The sequence below is a fragment of the Bdellovibrio sp. genome (genome assembly GCF_036384735.1).
GTDB lineage: Bacteria > Bdellovibrionota > Bdellovibrionia > Bdellovibrionales > Bdellovibrionaceae > Bdellovibrio.
In genome coordinates, this window is the sequence record NZ_DASVLT010000065.1 from 1 (window position 1) to 16,248 (window position 16,248).

General features: G+C 45.2%; 15 protein-coding genes. 8 read left to right on the plus strand and 7 right to left on the minus strand.

The features are described from left to right. Positions 1-170 precede the first annotated feature (170 nt). Positions 171-779, minus strand: coding sequence for a matrixin family metalloprotease (locus VF412_RS18530; RefSeq protein WP_331340762.1), 609 nt, complete (start codon positions 777-779; stop codon positions 171-173). 525 nt (positions 780-1,304) lie between these two features. Between VF412_RS18530 and VF412_RS18535 the strand changes: the two genes are divergently transcribed. The 3 genes from VF412_RS18535 to VF412_RS18545 all read left to right on the plus strand — a co-directional run bounded on the left by VF412_RS18535 (position 1,305) and on the right by VF412_RS18545 (position 3,788). Continuing rightward, complete coding sequence (locus VF412_RS18535) at positions 1,305-2,303, plus strand: isocitrate/isopropylmalate dehydrogenase family protein (RefSeq protein ID WP_331340763.1); 999 nt, start codon at positions 1,305-1,307, stop codon at positions 2,301-2,303. Between the two features lie 101 nt (positions 2,304-2,404). Further along, complete coding sequence (locus tag VF412_RS18540) at positions 2,405-2,866, plus strand: hypothetical protein (RefSeq protein ID WP_331340764.1); 462 nt, start codon at positions 2,405-2,407, stop codon at positions 2,864-2,866. Between the two features lies 1 nt (position 2,867). Beyond that, positions 2,868-3,788: a hypothetical protein gene (locus tag VF412_RS18545; protein ID WP_331340765.1), complete on the plus strand. Its 921-nt coding sequence runs from the start codon at positions 2,868-2,870 to the stop codon at positions 3,786-3,788. Here VF412_RS18545 and VF412_RS18550 read toward each other — a convergent pair. Together VF412_RS18550 and VF412_RS18555 are read right to left on the minus strand one after the other, a co-directional pair. Continuing rightward, on the minus strand, positions 3,785-4,939 hold the full coding sequence (locus tag VF412_RS18550; RefSeq protein ID WP_331340766.1) for a HAMP domain-containing sensor histidine kinase: 1,155 nt from the start codon (positions 4,937-4,939) through the stop codon (positions 3,785-3,787). The two genes, VF412_RS18545 and VF412_RS18550, sit on opposite strands and share 4 nt — an antisense overlap. Positions 4,940-5,609: 670 nt before the next feature. Beyond that, complete coding sequence (locus VF412_RS18555) at positions 5,610-6,530, minus strand: Hsp33 family molecular chaperone HslO (RefSeq protein ID WP_331340767.1); 921 nt, start codon at positions 6,528-6,530, stop codon at positions 5,610-5,612. A gap of 62 nt (positions 6,531-6,592) precedes the next feature. On the opposite strand from VF412_RS18555, the gene VF412_RS18560 reads away from it, so the two are divergent. The 3 genes from VF412_RS18560 to VF412_RS18570 are packed head-to-tail and all read left to right on the plus strand — an operon-like array spanning position 6,593 to position 10,674. Continuing rightward, complete coding sequence (locus tag VF412_RS18560) at positions 6,593-7,084, plus strand: phosphoglycerate mutase family protein (RefSeq protein WP_331340768.1); 492 nt, start codon at positions 6,593-6,595, stop codon at positions 7,082-7,084. Beyond that, complete coding sequence (locus VF412_RS18565) at positions 7,081-7,668, plus strand: fumarylacetoacetate hydrolase family protein (RefSeq protein ID WP_331340769.1); 588 nt, start codon at positions 7,081-7,083, stop codon at positions 7,666-7,668. Before VF412_RS18560 ends, VF412_RS18565 begins: the two co-directional genes overlap by 4 nt. 57 nt (positions 7,669-7,725) lie before the next feature. Next, positions 7,726-10,674, plus strand: a complete 2,949-nt coding sequence (locus VF412_RS18570; protein ID WP_331340770.1) for a proline dehydrogenase family protein — start codon at positions 7,726-7,728, stop codon at positions 10,672-10,674. A gap of 71 nt (positions 10,675-10,745) precedes the next feature. Here the strand turns inward: VF412_RS18570 and VF412_RS18575 are convergent, their stop codons facing one another. After that, entirely contained in the window at positions 10,746-11,375 is a 630-nt protein-coding gene (locus VF412_RS18575) for a hypothetical protein (protein ID WP_331340771.1), read from the minus strand. A 225-nt stretch (positions 11,376-11,600) separates the two neighbouring features. Here VF412_RS18575 and VF412_RS18580 point away from each other — a divergent pair, with 225 nt between their 5' ends. Further along, complete coding sequence (locus VF412_RS18580; protein ID WP_331340772.1) at positions 11,601-12,029, plus strand: hypothetical protein; 429 nt, start codon at positions 11,601-11,603, stop codon at positions 12,027-12,029. Between the two features lie 406 nt (positions 12,030-12,435). Next, the gene (locus VF412_RS18585) at positions 12,436-12,978 is read left to right on the plus strand and encodes a transposase (protein WP_331340773.1); all 543 of its coding nucleotides are present in this window, start codon (positions 12,436-12,438) and stop codon (positions 12,976-12,978) included. A 28-nt stretch (positions 12,979-13,006) separates the two neighbouring features. On the opposite strand, the gene VF412_RS18590 is transcribed toward VF412_RS18585, so the two are convergent. The 3 genes from VF412_RS18590 to VF412_RS18600 all read right to left on the minus strand — a co-directional run bounded on the left by VF412_RS18590 (position 13,007) and on the right by VF412_RS18600 (position 16,119). Further along, entirely contained in the window at positions 13,007-13,891 is an 885-nt protein-coding gene (locus VF412_RS18590) for an endonuclease I family protein (RefSeq protein WP_331340774.1), read from the minus strand. Positions 13,892-13,972: 81 nt separating this feature from the next. Further along, positions 13,973-14,923: a rhomboid family intramembrane serine protease gene (locus tag VF412_RS18595; RefSeq protein WP_331340775.1), complete on the minus strand. Its 951-nt coding sequence runs from the start codon at positions 14,921-14,923 to the stop codon at positions 13,973-13,975. Continuing rightward, positions 14,920-16,119, minus strand: coding sequence for an RDD family protein (locus VF412_RS18600; protein ID WP_331340776.1), 1,200 nt, complete (start codon positions 16,117-16,119; stop codon positions 14,920-14,922). Before VF412_RS18600 ends, VF412_RS18595 begins: the two co-directional genes overlap by 4 nt. Between the last annotated feature and the right edge of the window lie 129 nt (positions 16,120-16,248).

Sequence of the window (16,248 nt, forward strand, 5' to 3'; positions counted from 1 at the left end):
CAAATATGAATCAACAGTCGTTGTTTCTTCTGTCTCTTGCGTCTTGTTCATATTGATGACTCTCATCGTGTCTCCCTTGCCAGTAGCGGCGCAGAATTAAAAGTCTATTGAGGTTCTGCGATTTTCCTCAACTTAAATAAACTTACATAGAGTTTTTACAATACGTGCTATCAGTACTCACACTTCAGATCTGAGACGTCGGTGGAGGCCAACTGTACACGATCCGCACCACTCGGCAGGTATGTCGCCATCACCGAACCGCCAGTGTCTTTGTGCTTCAGTCCCAAAACATGTCCCATTTCGTGCAGAATTAATGCTTCGATGTTCACACGATTCGCGATTTTATCGTTCCAATAGAATTTAAAATCTTTGGCATTCACTCGAATATCTGCTTCTTCGATTTGGTCACCATTCCAATAGATACTTGTACGAGCTTGCTCCGTAGAACGATTGCTTTCCCATGTATCCATAAAATAGATAACGTTAGTGCCGTCTTTATGAGGGGCGATGGGCCCACCTACTTTTGTAGTCACAATATTGAACAACCGATGGCCCACACTCTTTTCCCATGTATCCGCCGCAGATTGGATCGCAGGAATATATTCGTCGGGAACAGATTGATGGATATATAAAGTAACGATGCCTTCGTTCTTCCAGGAAACGCGCTCTCCATAGGAGTTTTGTACAAACCCGCAGTCGTTATCAGCCGACTTAGGCGCACAGGCTTGAACAAATAAAGCTGTCGACAGGAGCAAAGCCGCTCCAAGCCACTTCCACATGAGAGTGTCCTCCTGCCCTTTTCTAATACAAAGACAGGACCACATATTTAAAACTCATGGAACGACTTAACTATATGATTTTCTGAAGCTTTCTTAAAGGCCCTGGAACCCGAGGGAACCTCTTCACTGTCGAGCCAAAGCTGTCGATGGCGCAGACAGGGGCCCATGACCTCCCTAACCCATTGAGATCTTTAGCATTTTACCTGTAAAACAAGAGAACACCCCCTTGGCGCAAAGTGTGGTGCAAAAAGGCTCTAAAACGGCTGGTCCAGCGCTTGCTTTAGTGAATTAGCAGGTCTCATTTTGAGACTCTCGGATCTCAGCCACAATCGTGGCGCCCTAAGGATCCAATTGCGCTCCGGCTCTGCCGAAGTCCCCATCCCACATCCCATCTGCGGTGGAAGCTGAAAAGCTGAGCCACCTTCGCGCGCGAAAAAGCAGTTTCGCAAGATGACTCAAACGGGCCTATACTGGACGCATCACTTATAAATTGATAAGAGATCTGGCTATGAAGAAAGGCTATCTATGATGAAACTCACTGTAATTCCTGGTGATGGTATCGGTCCCGAGATCATGACTCAGGTGATCCGCGTTCTTAAACATGTTCACGCTCCATTTGAATATGAGGAGCACCAAGCAGGTGAAATCGCACTTCAAACTCTGGGAGACCTCCTGCCGGAAAAAACGGTTCAATCCATCAATCAAACACGCCTTGCTATCAAAGGCCCTACGACAACTCCAATCGGTGGTGGTCATAAATCTATTAATGTGACGATGAGACAAAAATTCGACCTTTACGCAAATGTTCGCCCCGTGCGTTCATTGCCGGGGGTTGAGTGCGTTTGCAAAGACGTGAACCTCACAATCGTTCGTGAAAACACAGAAGATCTTTATGCTGGTATCGAACGCATGGTTGATGAAAACACCGCGGAAAGTATCAAACGAATCACTCGCAAAGGTTCAGAACGTATCGCGCGTTACGCTTACGATTTGGCGCAAAAAACCAGCAAGAGCAAAGTGGCTATCGTTCACAAAGCAAACATCATGAAAATGTCTGATGGTTTGTTCCTGAAAGTAGCGCAAGAAGTGGGTTGGCAATATCCAAATATCGCAACGAAAGATGTGATCGTTGATAACGCCTGCATGCAACTCGTAACAAAACCTCAACAATTTGAAGTGATAGTGACCGAGAATCTTTACGGAGACATCTTAAGCGATCTATGCGCGGGTCTTGTGGGCGGTCTTGGCGTGGTTCCGGGTGCAAACATCGGTGATAAAGCGGCGATTTTTGAAGCAGTTCATGGTTCTGCTCCCGATATCGCGGGTCAAAATAAAGCAAATCCGACAGCATTGCTGCAATCAGCGGTGATGATGCTTCAACATATTGGCGAAACTGCTAAAGCGGACGCAATCATGCATGCATTAATCGCAGCTTTGTCAGACATCAACTGTCGCACCGGAGATCTTGGCGGCAAAGGAACAACAGTTTCTTTTACAGACGCCATCATCCAAAAGTTGAATTAAGATTTTTCTTAAAATGTTCGTCGAAAAAAGCCTGGTCCTGGACCGGGCTTTTTATTTTCATCGTCTTGCCTCCGTCCCGAATTAAACTTAGCATTGTCTATATGAAAATCTCAGCTTTGTTAATGTCACTTTGCCTGTTTCTTTCAGCGTGCGCCACTAACCAAAAAAGTCGTCTTGCTGCCACAGCCGTGGGTGTCGGTGTTGGGGGAATTATCGGTGCTGCCACAGCGCCTTCCGATGAACGTACAGAACTGCATGCTTTGTATTGGGCCGGTATCATCGGCGTGATTTCAGCGGTCGCTGCGAACTACTATTGGAATGATGAACGCGATATCGACATGATGAAGCTTGAAAATGAAAAGATGAAAGCTCAGTTAGACTTCTTCCAGAGCGGAACAGCCACTTTATTGAAAGAAACAACAGGCTCTGCCGACAAACGTTATTTCCAAAGCGGTAAAGCCAAAATTAAACTCTATAAGGTCGACCAGTGGGTGGACGAGGGACCAAATAAAAAATCTCATCGTGATCAAATGATCGAAATCTTGCCACTCGAGGCTCACTAAAATGAAAAAGGTTGTGCTGGAGATCCTTCTTGCTATCGCCATCATCTGGGCATCCACCAGTACATTTTTGTATTTGCAGTTAAAAAACAATCCTCGTGTCGTTGCCGTTACAACCGGCGTGAACTCGTCATTAAGTCAAGAAAGCGTCCAATTGAGCGAACTCGAAAAGATCACGTTCTTACGTCAATATCTGGATCGTTACTTTACCTATGACTCAAACAACTTCTGGCAGTCACAGACATCACTTACATTTTTGATGGCCCCAGAACTTCGCGCAAGTCGAATCGACGAAGTTCGCAGACTTCGCGAAAAAATTCAGCAAAAAAATCTCACACAGAAATCAGATCTTTTGTCCTTGGCTTCTCAAGGCAACAACCGTTTTTCAGCTGTCATTAGTTTGCAGCTTAACGAGGACCAGAACAAATCAATCCTCATCACAACACTGTCTTTAGAGCTTGGCTCAACGGAAAGAACCCTGGAAAATCCATGGGGGCTTTTAGTGAGGAAGATGGATTTTGTAAAATCATCCACCGATGCTATCGCATTCAATAGTCATTTAAAAATCAAACCAAAGGTTCCTCTATCGATCACGTTGCCTTGTGCGATCGAAAATATTGAATCGTCTTCAGAAACGACTTTGAAAACAAAAATCACTACCCTAAATGTCAGTGAAATTCAACTTTCAACAGCATCTTCGTTGAAAGAACCCGTTCAAATGAAAGCGCTTTGCAAGGATAAGGAATTTTCATTCGATGTGGTTTCCGCGAATGAAAATCCCGATCTTTTTGTAGCCTTTCCCATTTCTGCCGGGGTCGAACGCAAGAAAGAGATTCCAACTGCGAACCAGCCTGGGAAACCTCGCAAAAAAGATATTTACGAAAAAACTATCGAAAATGTTTTAGGAATTAAAGTCGATAACTAAGAACTTTTAGAGAGAGTCTTGGCGTTTTTAGGAAAGATCAATAGAACCTGAGTTCCCACTGCCACTCGCGAACGAATCTGCAAATCACCACCGATGCTCAGCAAAGTTTTGCGGGCGTCAAAAAGTCCAAGACCATTGCCATTTTCTTTACCGAAGCTCTTTCCTTCGGCCATCAGCTGAGGCAAAACCTCTTCAGGAATGCCGCAACCGTTATCCATGATCTGCAACAGCCAGCAATCATTGCGTTCAAGCAGAGACAAGTTAATATCTGCCTCTTTTCCTTGAGATGCTTCAATCGAATTATTCAAAATATTAGCAATAATTCTTTGCAACTTGATCTCTGAAAGCTCCACTAGAACTTTTCCCGAGCTCACATGATTATGCCAAGAAAACTGAATGCCTTGATGAGCAAATTTATATTCTTTCAGAAGTTTCTCACTGATTAGAGCGACGTCAGAAAAAATTTGAACCTCTTCTGTTTTCTCATCCGCAGAAGCTGTCTTCGTTTCAACTGTTTTTTCTTTACCCTTCGTCAAAAGATCGTCGGCGATACCGCGGATTCTTGAAACTGCCAGACCGAGAAGCTCTTTCTTTTCCTCTGACATTTCATGAGAAAGCTGGCTCAATGTTGTAAGTGCTGTAAGTGGTCCACGAATGTCATGCGCAACCTGACGAGACATCGTCGAAATTTCTTTATTCAAAGCAAGCTCGGCTTGAAGCTTTTGGGCGTTCAAGCGATTTAAAAGTTCACGACGAGAACCAAAGAATAAGAATCCAAGTCCTAAGAAAAGACCCAGCATAAAGATCGGTGAACTTACCGACTTCAAAGCCAGCTCCGCAGAAGAATAACAAACATTCACCTTGCCCGCAGGAAGCGAGAAAAGCGTGATAGGAATTTCATTTGAAAACATGCAGGCTCTCGAAGATGAATTTACCTGAACAGAAGCGACAGCACTATGAACCTCACGCAACTGACCTAAAATTTTATCAAGCAAAGAGCTGTCTTTCTTAACAAGCAACGACTGAGCAATGTCCTCTTCCCAAATAGAAAAATACTGAGTCACCGCTGTACGAGCACGATAAACCTCATAGCTGAAGCTAAGGCCGGCAATAGCGATCAATGCGCCAACAAAGACAGCAAGCCAGGGCAAGGAACTTCTCTTAATGAGATTTAAAAACAGTGGTTTCATACCAATGAAGAGAGCAAGTTCCACTCCAACCCGGAAGCCAACCTGACAGCTTTCGCCGTAAAACCTTTAGACAAGAGCAAGTTTCCGCAAGACATCTCATTTCGAGACTGGCTTCCTTGGCTTCCGTCTTCGCTCGGGGCCCTTCCTACAGAGTGGGATTCTAATATATTACCTGCGCTGCGTGAGGCACGCCTTCCGGGCTCGTTGTCGCCGCAGCTTCGCTGCGGTTCGCGCCATCGTGGCGCCGACAAAGGCCTCACTTCGGCAGGTAATATATTAGAATCCCCCCACTCTGTAGAAAGACCGTGTGAAGAAGGGAAAGAAAGGTCTCTTATGAGAGCGCAATAGTCAGTGCTAATTTAGCTTTTTTATGATTTCAATAAAACGCGCAAGCCCCAAACACACCTTCATAGATCTCACCAGTCATCATAACACCCGCCTGAAGCGCGAGAGAGGTGTTCGAAGATTTTATGGGTGCTCGCGAAGAGTGGCCTTTGCCGGCGCCACGATGGCGCGAACCACGGCAAAGCCGTGGCGGCAACTGAGCCCGGACGGCGTGCCACGCGAAGAGAGTATCCATAAAATCTTCGAACACCTCTCTCGTGCTTCTGGCCGTCGTATTTAGGAAAGACTAATGAAGAGACTCTTTATGAATACGTTCTTTAACTTGCTGCACTTCAGGAACAGTCACATCATAAGGACGACCACATACCTGGCAAGTAACGTGAACCTCTTCCTTCTTGTTAATCATGTCCTGCAATTCCTCTTCACCCAAAGTTTCAAGCGCGCGGATCACGCGATCCTTCGTGCATGGGCAGAAGTATTCGAGGTATTTTTCGTGCTCAAGCTCTTCGAACTCGATGCCTTCCAAAAACGGTTTTACCAAGTCAGCAGGCGTTGCTCCTTCGAGCAGCATTTTCGAAATGTTCGGTTTTTTTGTGTCGTAATTTTTTTGAACAAGATCAACGATTTCTTCTTCCACGCCTGGCATGACTTCAATCAAGATACCACCGGCTTTTGCAACTTTGCCGTCTGAATCCAGATACACACCTAAAGAAACCAATGAACGAATTTGATGTGACTGATGAAGATAATGAGCAATGTCCTCGCCTATCTCGCCACTCACCATTTCTACTGTTCCTTGGAAGGGAGCTTTTTGGAACGGAAGATGTCTTGCCACAGTTAAAGTTCCAATGCCCAGAGCCTCTTTCAAGCTCAAACCGTTTTCATAACTTTCAGGATGATAGTGAGGCGTCGGCGTGTAACCGCGCACATGGCCATTGTAAGAAGCCTCAGCGTAAACGCTTCTTAAAGCGCCACTGCCTTTGAACAACAACCCCACTTGTTGATCGTCCTTCAATTGAGCTGCCATCAAAAGCGCACCAACCATACTGCGGCCAACTGCTATCGTTGCCAAAGGATATGTGTTTTGCAGTTCTTGCATGTGGCGCACAACTTCAGTGGCATCTACTGCGGCAATACGCAGTGTGAGATCTTTAGAAACGAAACGATGCACACGCTCTTTGCTTTGACCATTTTGTTGATTAGTCATGACAAACCCCCGGCATTGGTGGAAAATAAAATGCGAAATTAACAAAACCCCGAGTGAAAGTCATGAAGATTTATTTCTTTCGTCACGCCCAAAAAGCCATCGATTTTTCCGGAGATCCCGATCTGACTACAGAGGGCTACGCACAGGCTCATAAACTTCTTGAGAAAGTTTTAAAGAATGAACTTCCGACACCGACTCAACTTTGGGTTTCTCCGAAAAAGCGCACTCACAGCACGTTCCGCCCCCTTGCGAACGAGCTGCATTTGCAGCTTCAAATTCAAGACGCGTTACTTGAGCAACAGAACGACGAAACCGCCATCGATTTTCGTCATCGCGTAAGGAATCTCCTCGAGAAAGCTGGCACTAAGTCTGACGAAGTGATTTTTATGTGCTCGCATTATGACTGGGTTATCGAGGCTCTGGCTGTGGTTCCAAGCGACACTGACTTTTCAGACTCAGATTATCAACATTGGAGCCCGACTCAATATGCGGGATTCGAAATCTCTTCTGAGGGGATTTTTAAATTCATCGAATTCAAAAGGATTTCGCTATGATTCAAAATATTTGGTGTGTCGGTCGTAACTATGCAGAGCATGCAAAAGAACTCGGCAACGAAGTTCCCACCGAACCGCTCATATTTTTGAAAGCTGGTAGTTGCGCCACTTTGGCCGCCAAAGAAATTCATTTGCCGGAATGGGGTACAGATGTTCACCACGAAATGGAGCTGGCCCTTCAGTTCGACGAAAATCTGCAAATCGATGAAGCCTGCATTGCTTTAGACCTGACAGAAAGAGCTAAGCAGTCTCAGCTGAAAGCAAAGGGCCACCCTTGGACCCTCGCAAAAAGTTTCAAAGAGGCCTGCCCACTTTCCTCTTTCTTCCCAGTAAACGACATCGAGGAATTGGCGAACCTGAACCTCATATTCACGGTCAATGGCAAGATTCGCCAGCAAGGCAATACGAACCAGATGATCTTCACGATCCCCCAGCTTGTAGACTTTGTGCGTCAACACTTTCCGGTGATGCCTGGAGACCTGCTTTTGACAGGCACTCCATCAGGTGTAGGTCCGTTAAAACGCGGCGACACCGTAGAAGCCGAAATTGTGGGCAAAATCACTCACAAATGGGCCATCAAATAAGCTTGAAATTCCGTTCCACTAGAGTGAATATTCCGGCACTCATAGAGGTAACGGAAAATGAACGATATTCAATCGCAAATCGTCGCGCGTGGTGAAGAGATCCTAAAACGCATGGAAAGCCAATCTAAGGCTTCCATCTTCTCGAAAGATTTCTGGTACGGCTCCATCATGGAATGGAGCATGAAAAATGAAAAATTTAAAACAAACATGTTCCGCTTCGTGGACGTGCTTCCTGCAATCAACTCAGGCGATGAAGTCGCTCGCCACTTGAAAGAGTATTTCTCTGAAGATGGTGGAAAACTTCCTCCGGTATTCAACGTCGGTCTTGGGTTAGGTTCTTTGGCTCCGGGCTTAATGGCTGGCGCGATTAAGAAAAACGTCATCGGTATGGCGCAAATGTTCATCACTGGTGAAACTCCCGACGACGCTTTGCCTGTTTTGAAAAAAGCGCGCAAAAATAAAATGACTTTCACAGTCGATATTTTGGGTGAAGCGACTTTGTCTGAAAAAGAAGGACAAGAGTACGGCAACAAATGTATCGAACTTATCAACTGGCTCGCGAAAGACGCAGAAAAGTGGGACGAAGTTCCTCAGATCGATCGCGATCACGAAGGTGCTCTTCCAAAGGTAAATATCTCTGTAAAAATGACAGCTCTTTATTCTCAAATCAAAGATGCTGCTTGGGAAGACACTAAAAAAGTTTTGAAAGACCGCATGCGCCCGATCTTCCGTTTGGGTATGCAAAAAGGCGTTTTCGTAAACTTGGATATGGAGCAATACTCAGTCAAACATTTGACTGTTGAAGCCTACACAGAACTGATCAACGAACCAGAATTTAAAAACTACAAATTCTTCGGTATCGTGATCCAAGCTTACTTGCGTGATTCTTTGGATGACCTGAAATCTTTAACTGCATTCGCAAAAGAACGTGGAACTCCATTCTGGGTGCGCCTTGTGAAAGGTGCTTACTGGGATTACGAAACGATCGAAGCGGAACAACGTGGCTGGCCAATTCCGGTGTACACGAAAAAAGCCGAGTCCGACGCAAACTACGAAGCCTGCGCTCAGTACTTGCTAGAAAATATCAAATTCATCCGCCCTGCTTTTGCATCTCACAACGTAAGAACAATCGCAGCGTGTATGCTGTATGCAGAAAGACTGAACATCCCGAAAGAGGCATTGGAATTCCAAATGCTTTACGGCATGGCAGAACCGGTGAAGAAAACTTTGGTAGACATGGGATATCGTCTTCGCGAATACGCTCCAGTAGGCGAATTGATTCCAGGCATGGCATACCTTGTACGTCGTTTGCTTGAGAACTCTTCAAATGAGAGCTGGCTGCGTGGAAAATTTGCTGACAATAAATCAACGGCCGAGTTGTTGAAAGATCCAGCCCAGGGTTTGACTCCGTCTTCCCCAGTGATCGCGAAAAAGCCAGGCCGCTTCTATAATGAACCGCCGTTGGACTTTGCCATCAAAGCAGATCGCGAAAAAATGATCAAGGCTATCGCAGACTTCAAAGCGACAATGCCAGTGACTGTACCATTGTTAATCAACGGCAAAGAGATGAACGCGACTCAGACATTTGATCGCGTGAATCCGTCCCAAGCGGATCAAGTTGTTGGTAAGATCAATATGGCGTCTATCGAACAAGCTGAACAAGCGATGCAGGCAGCACAAACTGCTTACAAAACTTGGAAGAATGTTCCTGCGACAAAACGCGCAGAGCTTGTCGACAAACTAGCCGACATCATGAATCGCGATAAGTTCAAGCTGATCGCAACACAAGTTCTTGAGGTGGGTAAGCCATGGGCTGAAGCTGATGCTGATATCGGCGAAGCTATTGACTTCTGCCGCTACTATGCTCGCCACATGCGTAATCTTGCAAATCCACTTCGCCAAGGGGCTTTGCCTGGTGAATTGTCTCAATACATTTATAAATCTCGCGGCGTGACGGCGGTGATTGCTCCATGGAACTTCCCATTAGCGATCTTGGCTGGCATGGTAACGGCTGCTGCTGTCACAGGTAACACTGTCGTGATGAAACCAGCCGAGCAATCTTCAGTTGTTGCTTGGGGCTTGATGAAAATGATCGTTGAGGCTGGCTTCCCTGCTGGCGTGATCAACTTCCTTCCAGGCTATGGTGAAGAGGTTGGCGAATACATCGTGAATCACAAGTTCACGACAACAATTGCCTTCACAGGTTCAAAAGCCGTGGGTCTTCATATTTTGAATAGAGCTTCTGTCGTTCACACAGGTCAATCACACGTCAAACGTTGCATCATCGAGATGGGTGGCAAAAATGCTGTGATCATCGATAACGATGCGGATCTTGACGAAGCAGTTGATGGAGTTCTTTATTCTGCCTTCGGCTTCAGCGGTCAAAAATGTTCTGCGGCCAGCCGCGTGATCGTTCTTGATGAAGTTTATGATCGTTTCGTAGATCGCTTGGTTGAATCTGCAAAATCTATCGAGATCTTGTCAGCGGAAAATCCAAAGGCCTACATGGGACCTGTTGTTGATAAAGAAGCTTACAACAGAATCTTGGATACTATTGCAGAGGCAGAGAAAAATCATAAACTGTTGTTCAAAGCGAACACTCCTGCAAATGGCTTCTATGCTCCGGCAACGATCTTTGGCGATGTTCCGGGCGATGCCAAGCTGGCTCAACAAGAAATCTTTGGCCCAGTTGTAGCTGTGATCCGCGCAAAAGACTTGGATCAAGCTTTGAATATCGCAAACAGCACCGAGTATGCTTTGACTGGTGGCTTGTTCTCTCGTTCGCCTGCGAATATCGCTCGCGTGAAAGAGGAATTCGAAGTCGGTAACTTGTACGTGAATCGCGGCATCACTGGCGCCATGGTTGACCGTCATCCATTTGGTGGCTTCAAAATGTCTGGTATCGGCTCTAAAACAGGCGGTATCGATTATTTGAAACAATACATGGAACCAGCATGTATCACCGAAAACACTCTTCGCCGCGGTTTTGCTCCTCTGGAAGAGTAGCTCTGTCTATCGATCTTATCGGCGCAAATTTAAAAGTTCGATAAAAAAGGCCAGCACTTCGCTGGCCTTTTTTATTGTTTCCTAAAGACATAGTTCCCGCTAAGGCTATTCGGCCTTTCGCTAGGTGTAGAGCCGTCGTGGGATGTGTCGTTATAGCCGAAAGTTAAATCACCGCGAGAAGTAGCCTGTAGGCCTCCGAATGCAGGCATATCCACTGAAGCAATGGAATAGATATCGTAATAAGTTGCGCCAGCAGATGGAACAAGAACACCACTGCAATTTCTTCCGGTCACATCCTGAGCAAAATTCAAAGTCCAAGAATTAATTCCACAAAAACTTTGCGAATTTAACTGACTAACTATCGCAGCTGTGAGGGGCTTTATTGTAAGCACACTCAGAGTTCGATCTAGCTGAACCATCGATGTACCCGACTCTGTATCGCCAATTTGATAAGTACCCTGCTCAACTGTTTCCATCTGCTTCACGGCACAGCTTGCATCCGAATAATTAGAGGTAAGATGTTGATAACTACCACCTGCATAAGTAATGGTAGCCGCCTCATAGCCAGTGAAGCTCGAACAGTCCATTTGCCAAGCGCCGCCCTCTAAAGAAGGCAGGCCACTGTTTAAATCCAAGGAGGTATTTGTTTTACTGCAGCCCCCTAGAAATAAAACAAACCCAAAGCACTTTAAGTATTTCATGACAAACTTCTCGGAAATGAGTCACGCAAACTAAAAATAATTTATCTTTACAAACAATTGTCAGTTTTGGATCAAAATTAATTATTCGCAACTGCAAGCCTAGGCCGTCCCTGCTTGTCGAAGTTTTTGACAATCCTCTAGTCCAATCGCATTCATTAGTTTTCAATCTGGCGCAGTCTTTGAATTATCCAGAGAGGTCTTTCACGCTTTGGAAATGGATAAGATATGAAAAGGTTTCTTCTTTTATTTTGCACATTGGGCTTAGCGGTACAAGCGCAAGCCATGACAGCGGCTGAATTCACTTCGGGTTTAGTTGCCCAGGTGAATGAACATTTAAGTGACATCAACGAACAACGTGCAGCCGAGGGCAAGAAGCTCTATTGCACCCAATTGAATCAAAAACAAATCGCACTCATTCAAACAGCAGCGAATGAGCCTGATATCACCGTAGAGGCTTTCGTTGAAAAGGTTTCTAACAACCTCGAGTGCTATGCACCTTTCTGGCAACCATGGGGTCATACGGACAACTTAGCGGGTGTGCTCTTCAACTCGAAAGCTTATGCCATGGATACAATCTTGATCCGCGAATCACTAGAAAACTATGCAGGCCGTGAACCCAACGACAACGAAGCACTTCTTGGTTTGTTTGATTAATCTCATCTTGCGATCACTCAAAGATCTAAAAGAAAAAGGCCAGCTATTCGCTGGCCTTTTTAATTTAAATCAAAAATAGAGGTGAGAACATCATGCTCCCCGAGTACCTTCCTTGGTATCACCCCTCCCGTAGAAACAATCTCAGCATGGCGAAAAGCATATTGCAAGCGAGTAATTTCATTTTTTTTCATTTTCCTTCATTTTTCTGATTCACACGCTCAAGATTCGAAGAAACAAACAGAATCCTGTGACTTCTTTACGAATTCTCAAAGTATCTAAGAATTTCCAAATAACAGTCCCTCTTTCTAAACGCATCCGCTTCAAGAATCTCTTAAAAAATTAAACCTTCTCAAATATTTCAATTACTTACTTGTTTTTCTCAAAGTTCTTGAATATACCATCGTTCATGAAAATCGTGCGAAATCGCCGCCGCGAGATCTCAATGGATGACCCAAGACTGAAGGCTCTCAATGCTTTCGGGGGAATTCTTTTGCGCAAAGCGCGCTACCGCACAAAACGACCGCTGTGCACCAAACGAGCAGTGCATGTTGTTCTAAGATCAACACTTGCCCATGGCAGTCAAAGTTTTCAACATTCAAAAAACTGGAAAAAGATAGAACAGCTTTGCCACGAATTCGCAAAGCGCTACGGAATCAAGCTACGCCACTACGCCAACGGCGGCAATCACCTGCACTTAGTTATCAAATTAAAGAGCAGAACTGCTTATAGCAACTTCATCCGAGCCCTGACAGGCGCCATAGCCCTCAAAATCACAGGTGCAACCCGAAACAAAGGCAACAACCAACGCTTCTGGGACTTCCGCCCCTTCACTCAACTAGCAAACGAAGCAACAGCCCAAAACCCAAAATACGATTATGTTACCCTTTTGTTTCTAAGAGACCTCAACATAATCCCAAGCCTACGCAACCTAATCCACTCCTCCGCTTAACCAGTAAGCAAAGCGAGTCGTGCCCGCTTTAGATGTCTGAGATCTGATCTGCTAGCGTCGGGTAATCTACGAATGGATTGCGATTCCCTTGAGCCTTAAAGATTTCGTTATTACGACGAGCTTCATCTTCATCAACAGGATACTCACGATTCCACTTTTTCAAGAGAGCTTCTTCGTCGGCGTCAATGTGCATGTCATAGCGAATAGCGAAGTACATCAGAGCGCGAGCCACGTGTCCCTTATGCGCCTGCGGTGGTTCAAAAATTTCCTCACCCGCTAAAGTGCCTACTCCATAACGAGAACCTGAACTTGGGCAATTGTTGAAGAACTGGGTATCTTTCGTCACCTCACCAAACCAGTTGTTACCGCGAACGCCGTTCAATTTAGAATCAGCTGGGAACAAGTGATGAAGATCTGATTTCTGAAGTTCATCTGGGAATTTACGATTGAAACGGCTTTGTGGCCATGTGTGCTCAACGTTTACAACGGTATTTTTAGGAATCGTGCCTGGTGAGGGCGCATTACTACGGAAGTCATTCGCGCCACGGTATGTGTTACAGTAAACGTCCCACACGGCATAACCGTTATCATCTTTTTTTAAATAGTAACCACCCATCAACCAAACGCGAGCAGCATTGTAGCCGATAGCGTGATGAGCATAACAGGTTTTATCTCCATCAGCACAACTTGCGACAATCTTGTCCAAGCCATTCGCTTGCGTCTGGTGATAGCTGCGAAGAACAGTTTTTAATCGAAGAATCAAAGCGTCGTTAGAAACGCCTTTCGCGAGATCGTTATAGAAATCATCTCCGTAGTACGGGATGGTTTGTGAAACTTGCGCTGCCTGAGCCGAGCCGATGATGAACAATGATGTGAGTACAATCACTGACTTAATGAGCTTTGTTAGCTTCATTCTGGTCCGCCATTTCTGTTAGAGGTGACGGCTCAAAAGATCGCTAACGGGCGAATTTCTGTCAACGGGTGTGTAGTTTTTCTATTGTCGGTAATTTGTCAAAACAGGAAGACCTTTAGCACCTATTCTGTAGGCATAACCGCCCAATAGGCCGAATACAGTGCCGCCGATGTGTGCGGCGTAGGCCACCCCACTGCCAAGCCCCTCTGGAGATGACCAAAGATTAGCCAAGTCTACGAGAAGAAAAAGTGGAAAAATCATTAAAGTGGGCAAATAAATAAAGCCATTATGCCCAGGCATCGGAGAGACAAAATAGAAATAGCGGACTTTACTTCGAACTTCCGCCACACAATAAAACGCAAGCAAGGCACTGATAGAGGCACTCGCCCCCACCATTGGCACTGTTCCGGAACTTTCTGACAGCAAAAATCCAAGACCACCAGCAAGCCCTCCCACAAGATACACAATTAACAAAACCCAACTGCCCGACAACGACTCTACGGCGGCACTGATTAACACAAGAAACATCAAATTCGAAAGTAAATGAATCCAATTCGAATGTGAGAATTGATAGGTCAGCCAAGACAAGGGGCCTTTCGCTAAAGAGCTTAAACCAAAACGAAACAGCAATTGTTCTTGATACTCTTTGCGGAAATCATGGATTTGTTTTTTCCAAGTTGCGATTTGAACGTCGTCGCCTTTGTAAGACAAAGTCTCTGCCACATTTAGAAAGTCAGCGTCACGCAAAGCATAGGAACCTAGAACTCCCATTTGATCTAAGTTATTCGCGCGCATTTCATGAACCCATGAGGGCTTCGAATAAAGATCTTTAGCAGGAAGATCTTTCAGGTATTGATAATAAAGGCGTCCCGACAAAGTCAGGCCATCTTCCTGCAGTAATGCCGAGTCTGAAACGGACGAAGTGTTGCCGCTAAAAATCAAAACGAAAATAAATAGATTTAAGAAGACCAGCGTTAGGGTCAATGGAAAGCGTGTGTACTCTTTAAGATTGACCGGTGCCGGTAAAATCATCGGATACCGTACTTTTCTTTAAAGTCATCAATCCATGACTTGGAAACACTGGCTGGAACACGACCTGATTTTCGCGAAGATGAATCACGCAACGCCCAGATAGAACGCACGTATTTCTTTTCCATTGCAGACTTCAATGCCGGGACTGCTTGAAGTTTCTCAATCGATTCAAGACTTGCATCAAAGTGATGAGCATCATATTGCTCCTCCACTTTCAAAACTTGTGTCGTCCAAAGTTTTTGATCGGCCGCCGCTAATAGCTCCAACTCGCTATTATCTTGTAAGTAACGAGCTAACAAACAAGCGGAAGAGCTGCGATCTTGGCAAACGCGCTTCATATAAAGTTCTTGTTCATCTTTATCAGCTACCAAGTATTTAGCCAAATAGGCCATCTCTTGAGAGTTCACCGGGTCACCCCACAACGAACTTTCAGCCTCTTTATTCAAGCACTCTTCTGAAATATCATTTAACAGGAATAATGAAATGGCTGCATCCAGACGAGCCACCCCTTGAAGATCTTTATCGTGGATTTCCTTACATTGAGCGGTCACGGAAGCTGCTTGATAACTACTTTGATGAAGAGAATAATAAGTCTTCAATCCACCAACCCCTGCAAACACCGCAAAAATCGCAAAACTCATACGAAGCCAAGAGGAAACAAAACGCTCCTCTAGTGGTTCTGGGCCATCATCACAAACTTTCTTCAAAGTGATCACCATAGTATCGGAAGCTCTTTCGTGGAAAGCTCGACGTAACGGGTGGCTTAAAACCTCAAGGAATGGAAGTGCCAATAGCAGAAAACTTGCACAGAAGCAGAAAGAGCGCAGTATACATTGCGAAAAGCTTAAACGCTGACGATAGTGCGGGTAAGAAATCACACGCATTTGCATAAAGAATTGACCTGGCGTCGCCTGCCAGTAGTACATAAAAACAGATTGCAAAAGTATGACAATACAAGCGCCTAAAATAAAAATCAAAAGACCCGCAACAAATCCTTCAGGTGATTGCGCATCTAACAGGAAGTATGTTTTGGTTTTCTTCATAAGTCCCGCGAGTAGCAAACTCACTACAGGAGACATAATCAGAAAATCCAGAACCAACGCCAGAAAGCGATCGGCTATAAACGCGATCGCTGTTCTTTCTGCTACATTTTTCTTTTGGCAAACTTCAGGTGCCGATAAATCTGGAAATACCATACAGACTGTATCGGCTTGGGACAGAAAAGACTAAAGCGATTATTGTGTGAATCGAACGGCTTGAACTCGACCTTGTTCATCTAAAGTAAAGTGAGCTTGCCCTACAATGGTCTTGCCGGCATCAATCAA

Coding starts and splice junctions, on each gene's coding strand:
- VF412_RS18560 (WP_331340768.1), top strand. CDS start 6,593: ATGAAGATTTATTTCTTTCGTCACGCCCAAAAAGCCATCGATTTTTCC.
- VF412_RS18595 (WP_331340775.1), bottom strand. CDS start 14,923: ATGATTTTACCGGCACCGGTCAATCTTAAAGAGTACACACGCTTTCCA.
- VF412_RS18575 (WP_331340771.1), bottom strand. CDS start 11,375: ATGAAATACTTAAAGTGCTTTGGGTTTGTTTTATTTCTAGGGGGCTGC.
- VF412_RS18545 (WP_331340765.1), top strand. CDS start 2,868: ATGAAAAAGGTTGTGCTGGAGATCCTTCTTGCTATCGCCATCATCTGG.
- VF412_RS18580 (WP_331340772.1), top strand. CDS start 11,601: ATGAAAAGGTTTCTTCTTTTATTTTGCACATTGGGCTTAGCGGTACAA.
- VF412_RS18600 (WP_331340776.1), bottom strand. CDS start 16,119: ATGGTATTTCCAGATTTATCGGCACCTGAAGTTTGCCAAAAGAAAAAT.
- VF412_RS18590 (WP_331340774.1), bottom strand. CDS start 13,891: ATGAAGCTAACAAAGCTCATTAAGTCAGTGATTGTACTCACATCATTG.
- VF412_RS18530 (WP_331340762.1), bottom strand. CDS start 779: ATGTGGAAGTGGCTTGGAGCGGCTTTGCTCCTGTCGACAGCTTTATTT.
- VF412_RS18555 (WP_331340767.1), bottom strand. CDS start 6,530: ATGACTAATCAACAAAATGGTCAAAGCAAAGAGCGTGTGCATCGTTTC.
- VF412_RS18535 (WP_331340763.1), top strand. CDS start 1,305: ATGATGAAACTCACTGTAATTCCTGGTGATGGTATCGGTCCCGAGATC.
- VF412_RS18570 (WP_331340770.1), top strand. CDS start 7,726: ATGAACGATATTCAATCGCAAATCGTCGCGCGTGGTGAAGAGATCCTA.
- VF412_RS18540 (WP_331340764.1), top strand. CDS start 2,405: ATGAAAATCTCAGCTTTGTTAATGTCACTTTGCCTGTTTCTTTCAGCG.
- VF412_RS18585 (WP_331340773.1), top strand. CDS start 12,436: ATGAAAATCGTGCGAAATCGCCGCCGCGAGATCTCAATGGATGACCCA.
- VF412_RS18565 (WP_331340769.1), top strand. CDS start 7,081: ATGATTCAAAATATTTGGTGTGTCGGTCGTAACTATGCAGAGCATGCA.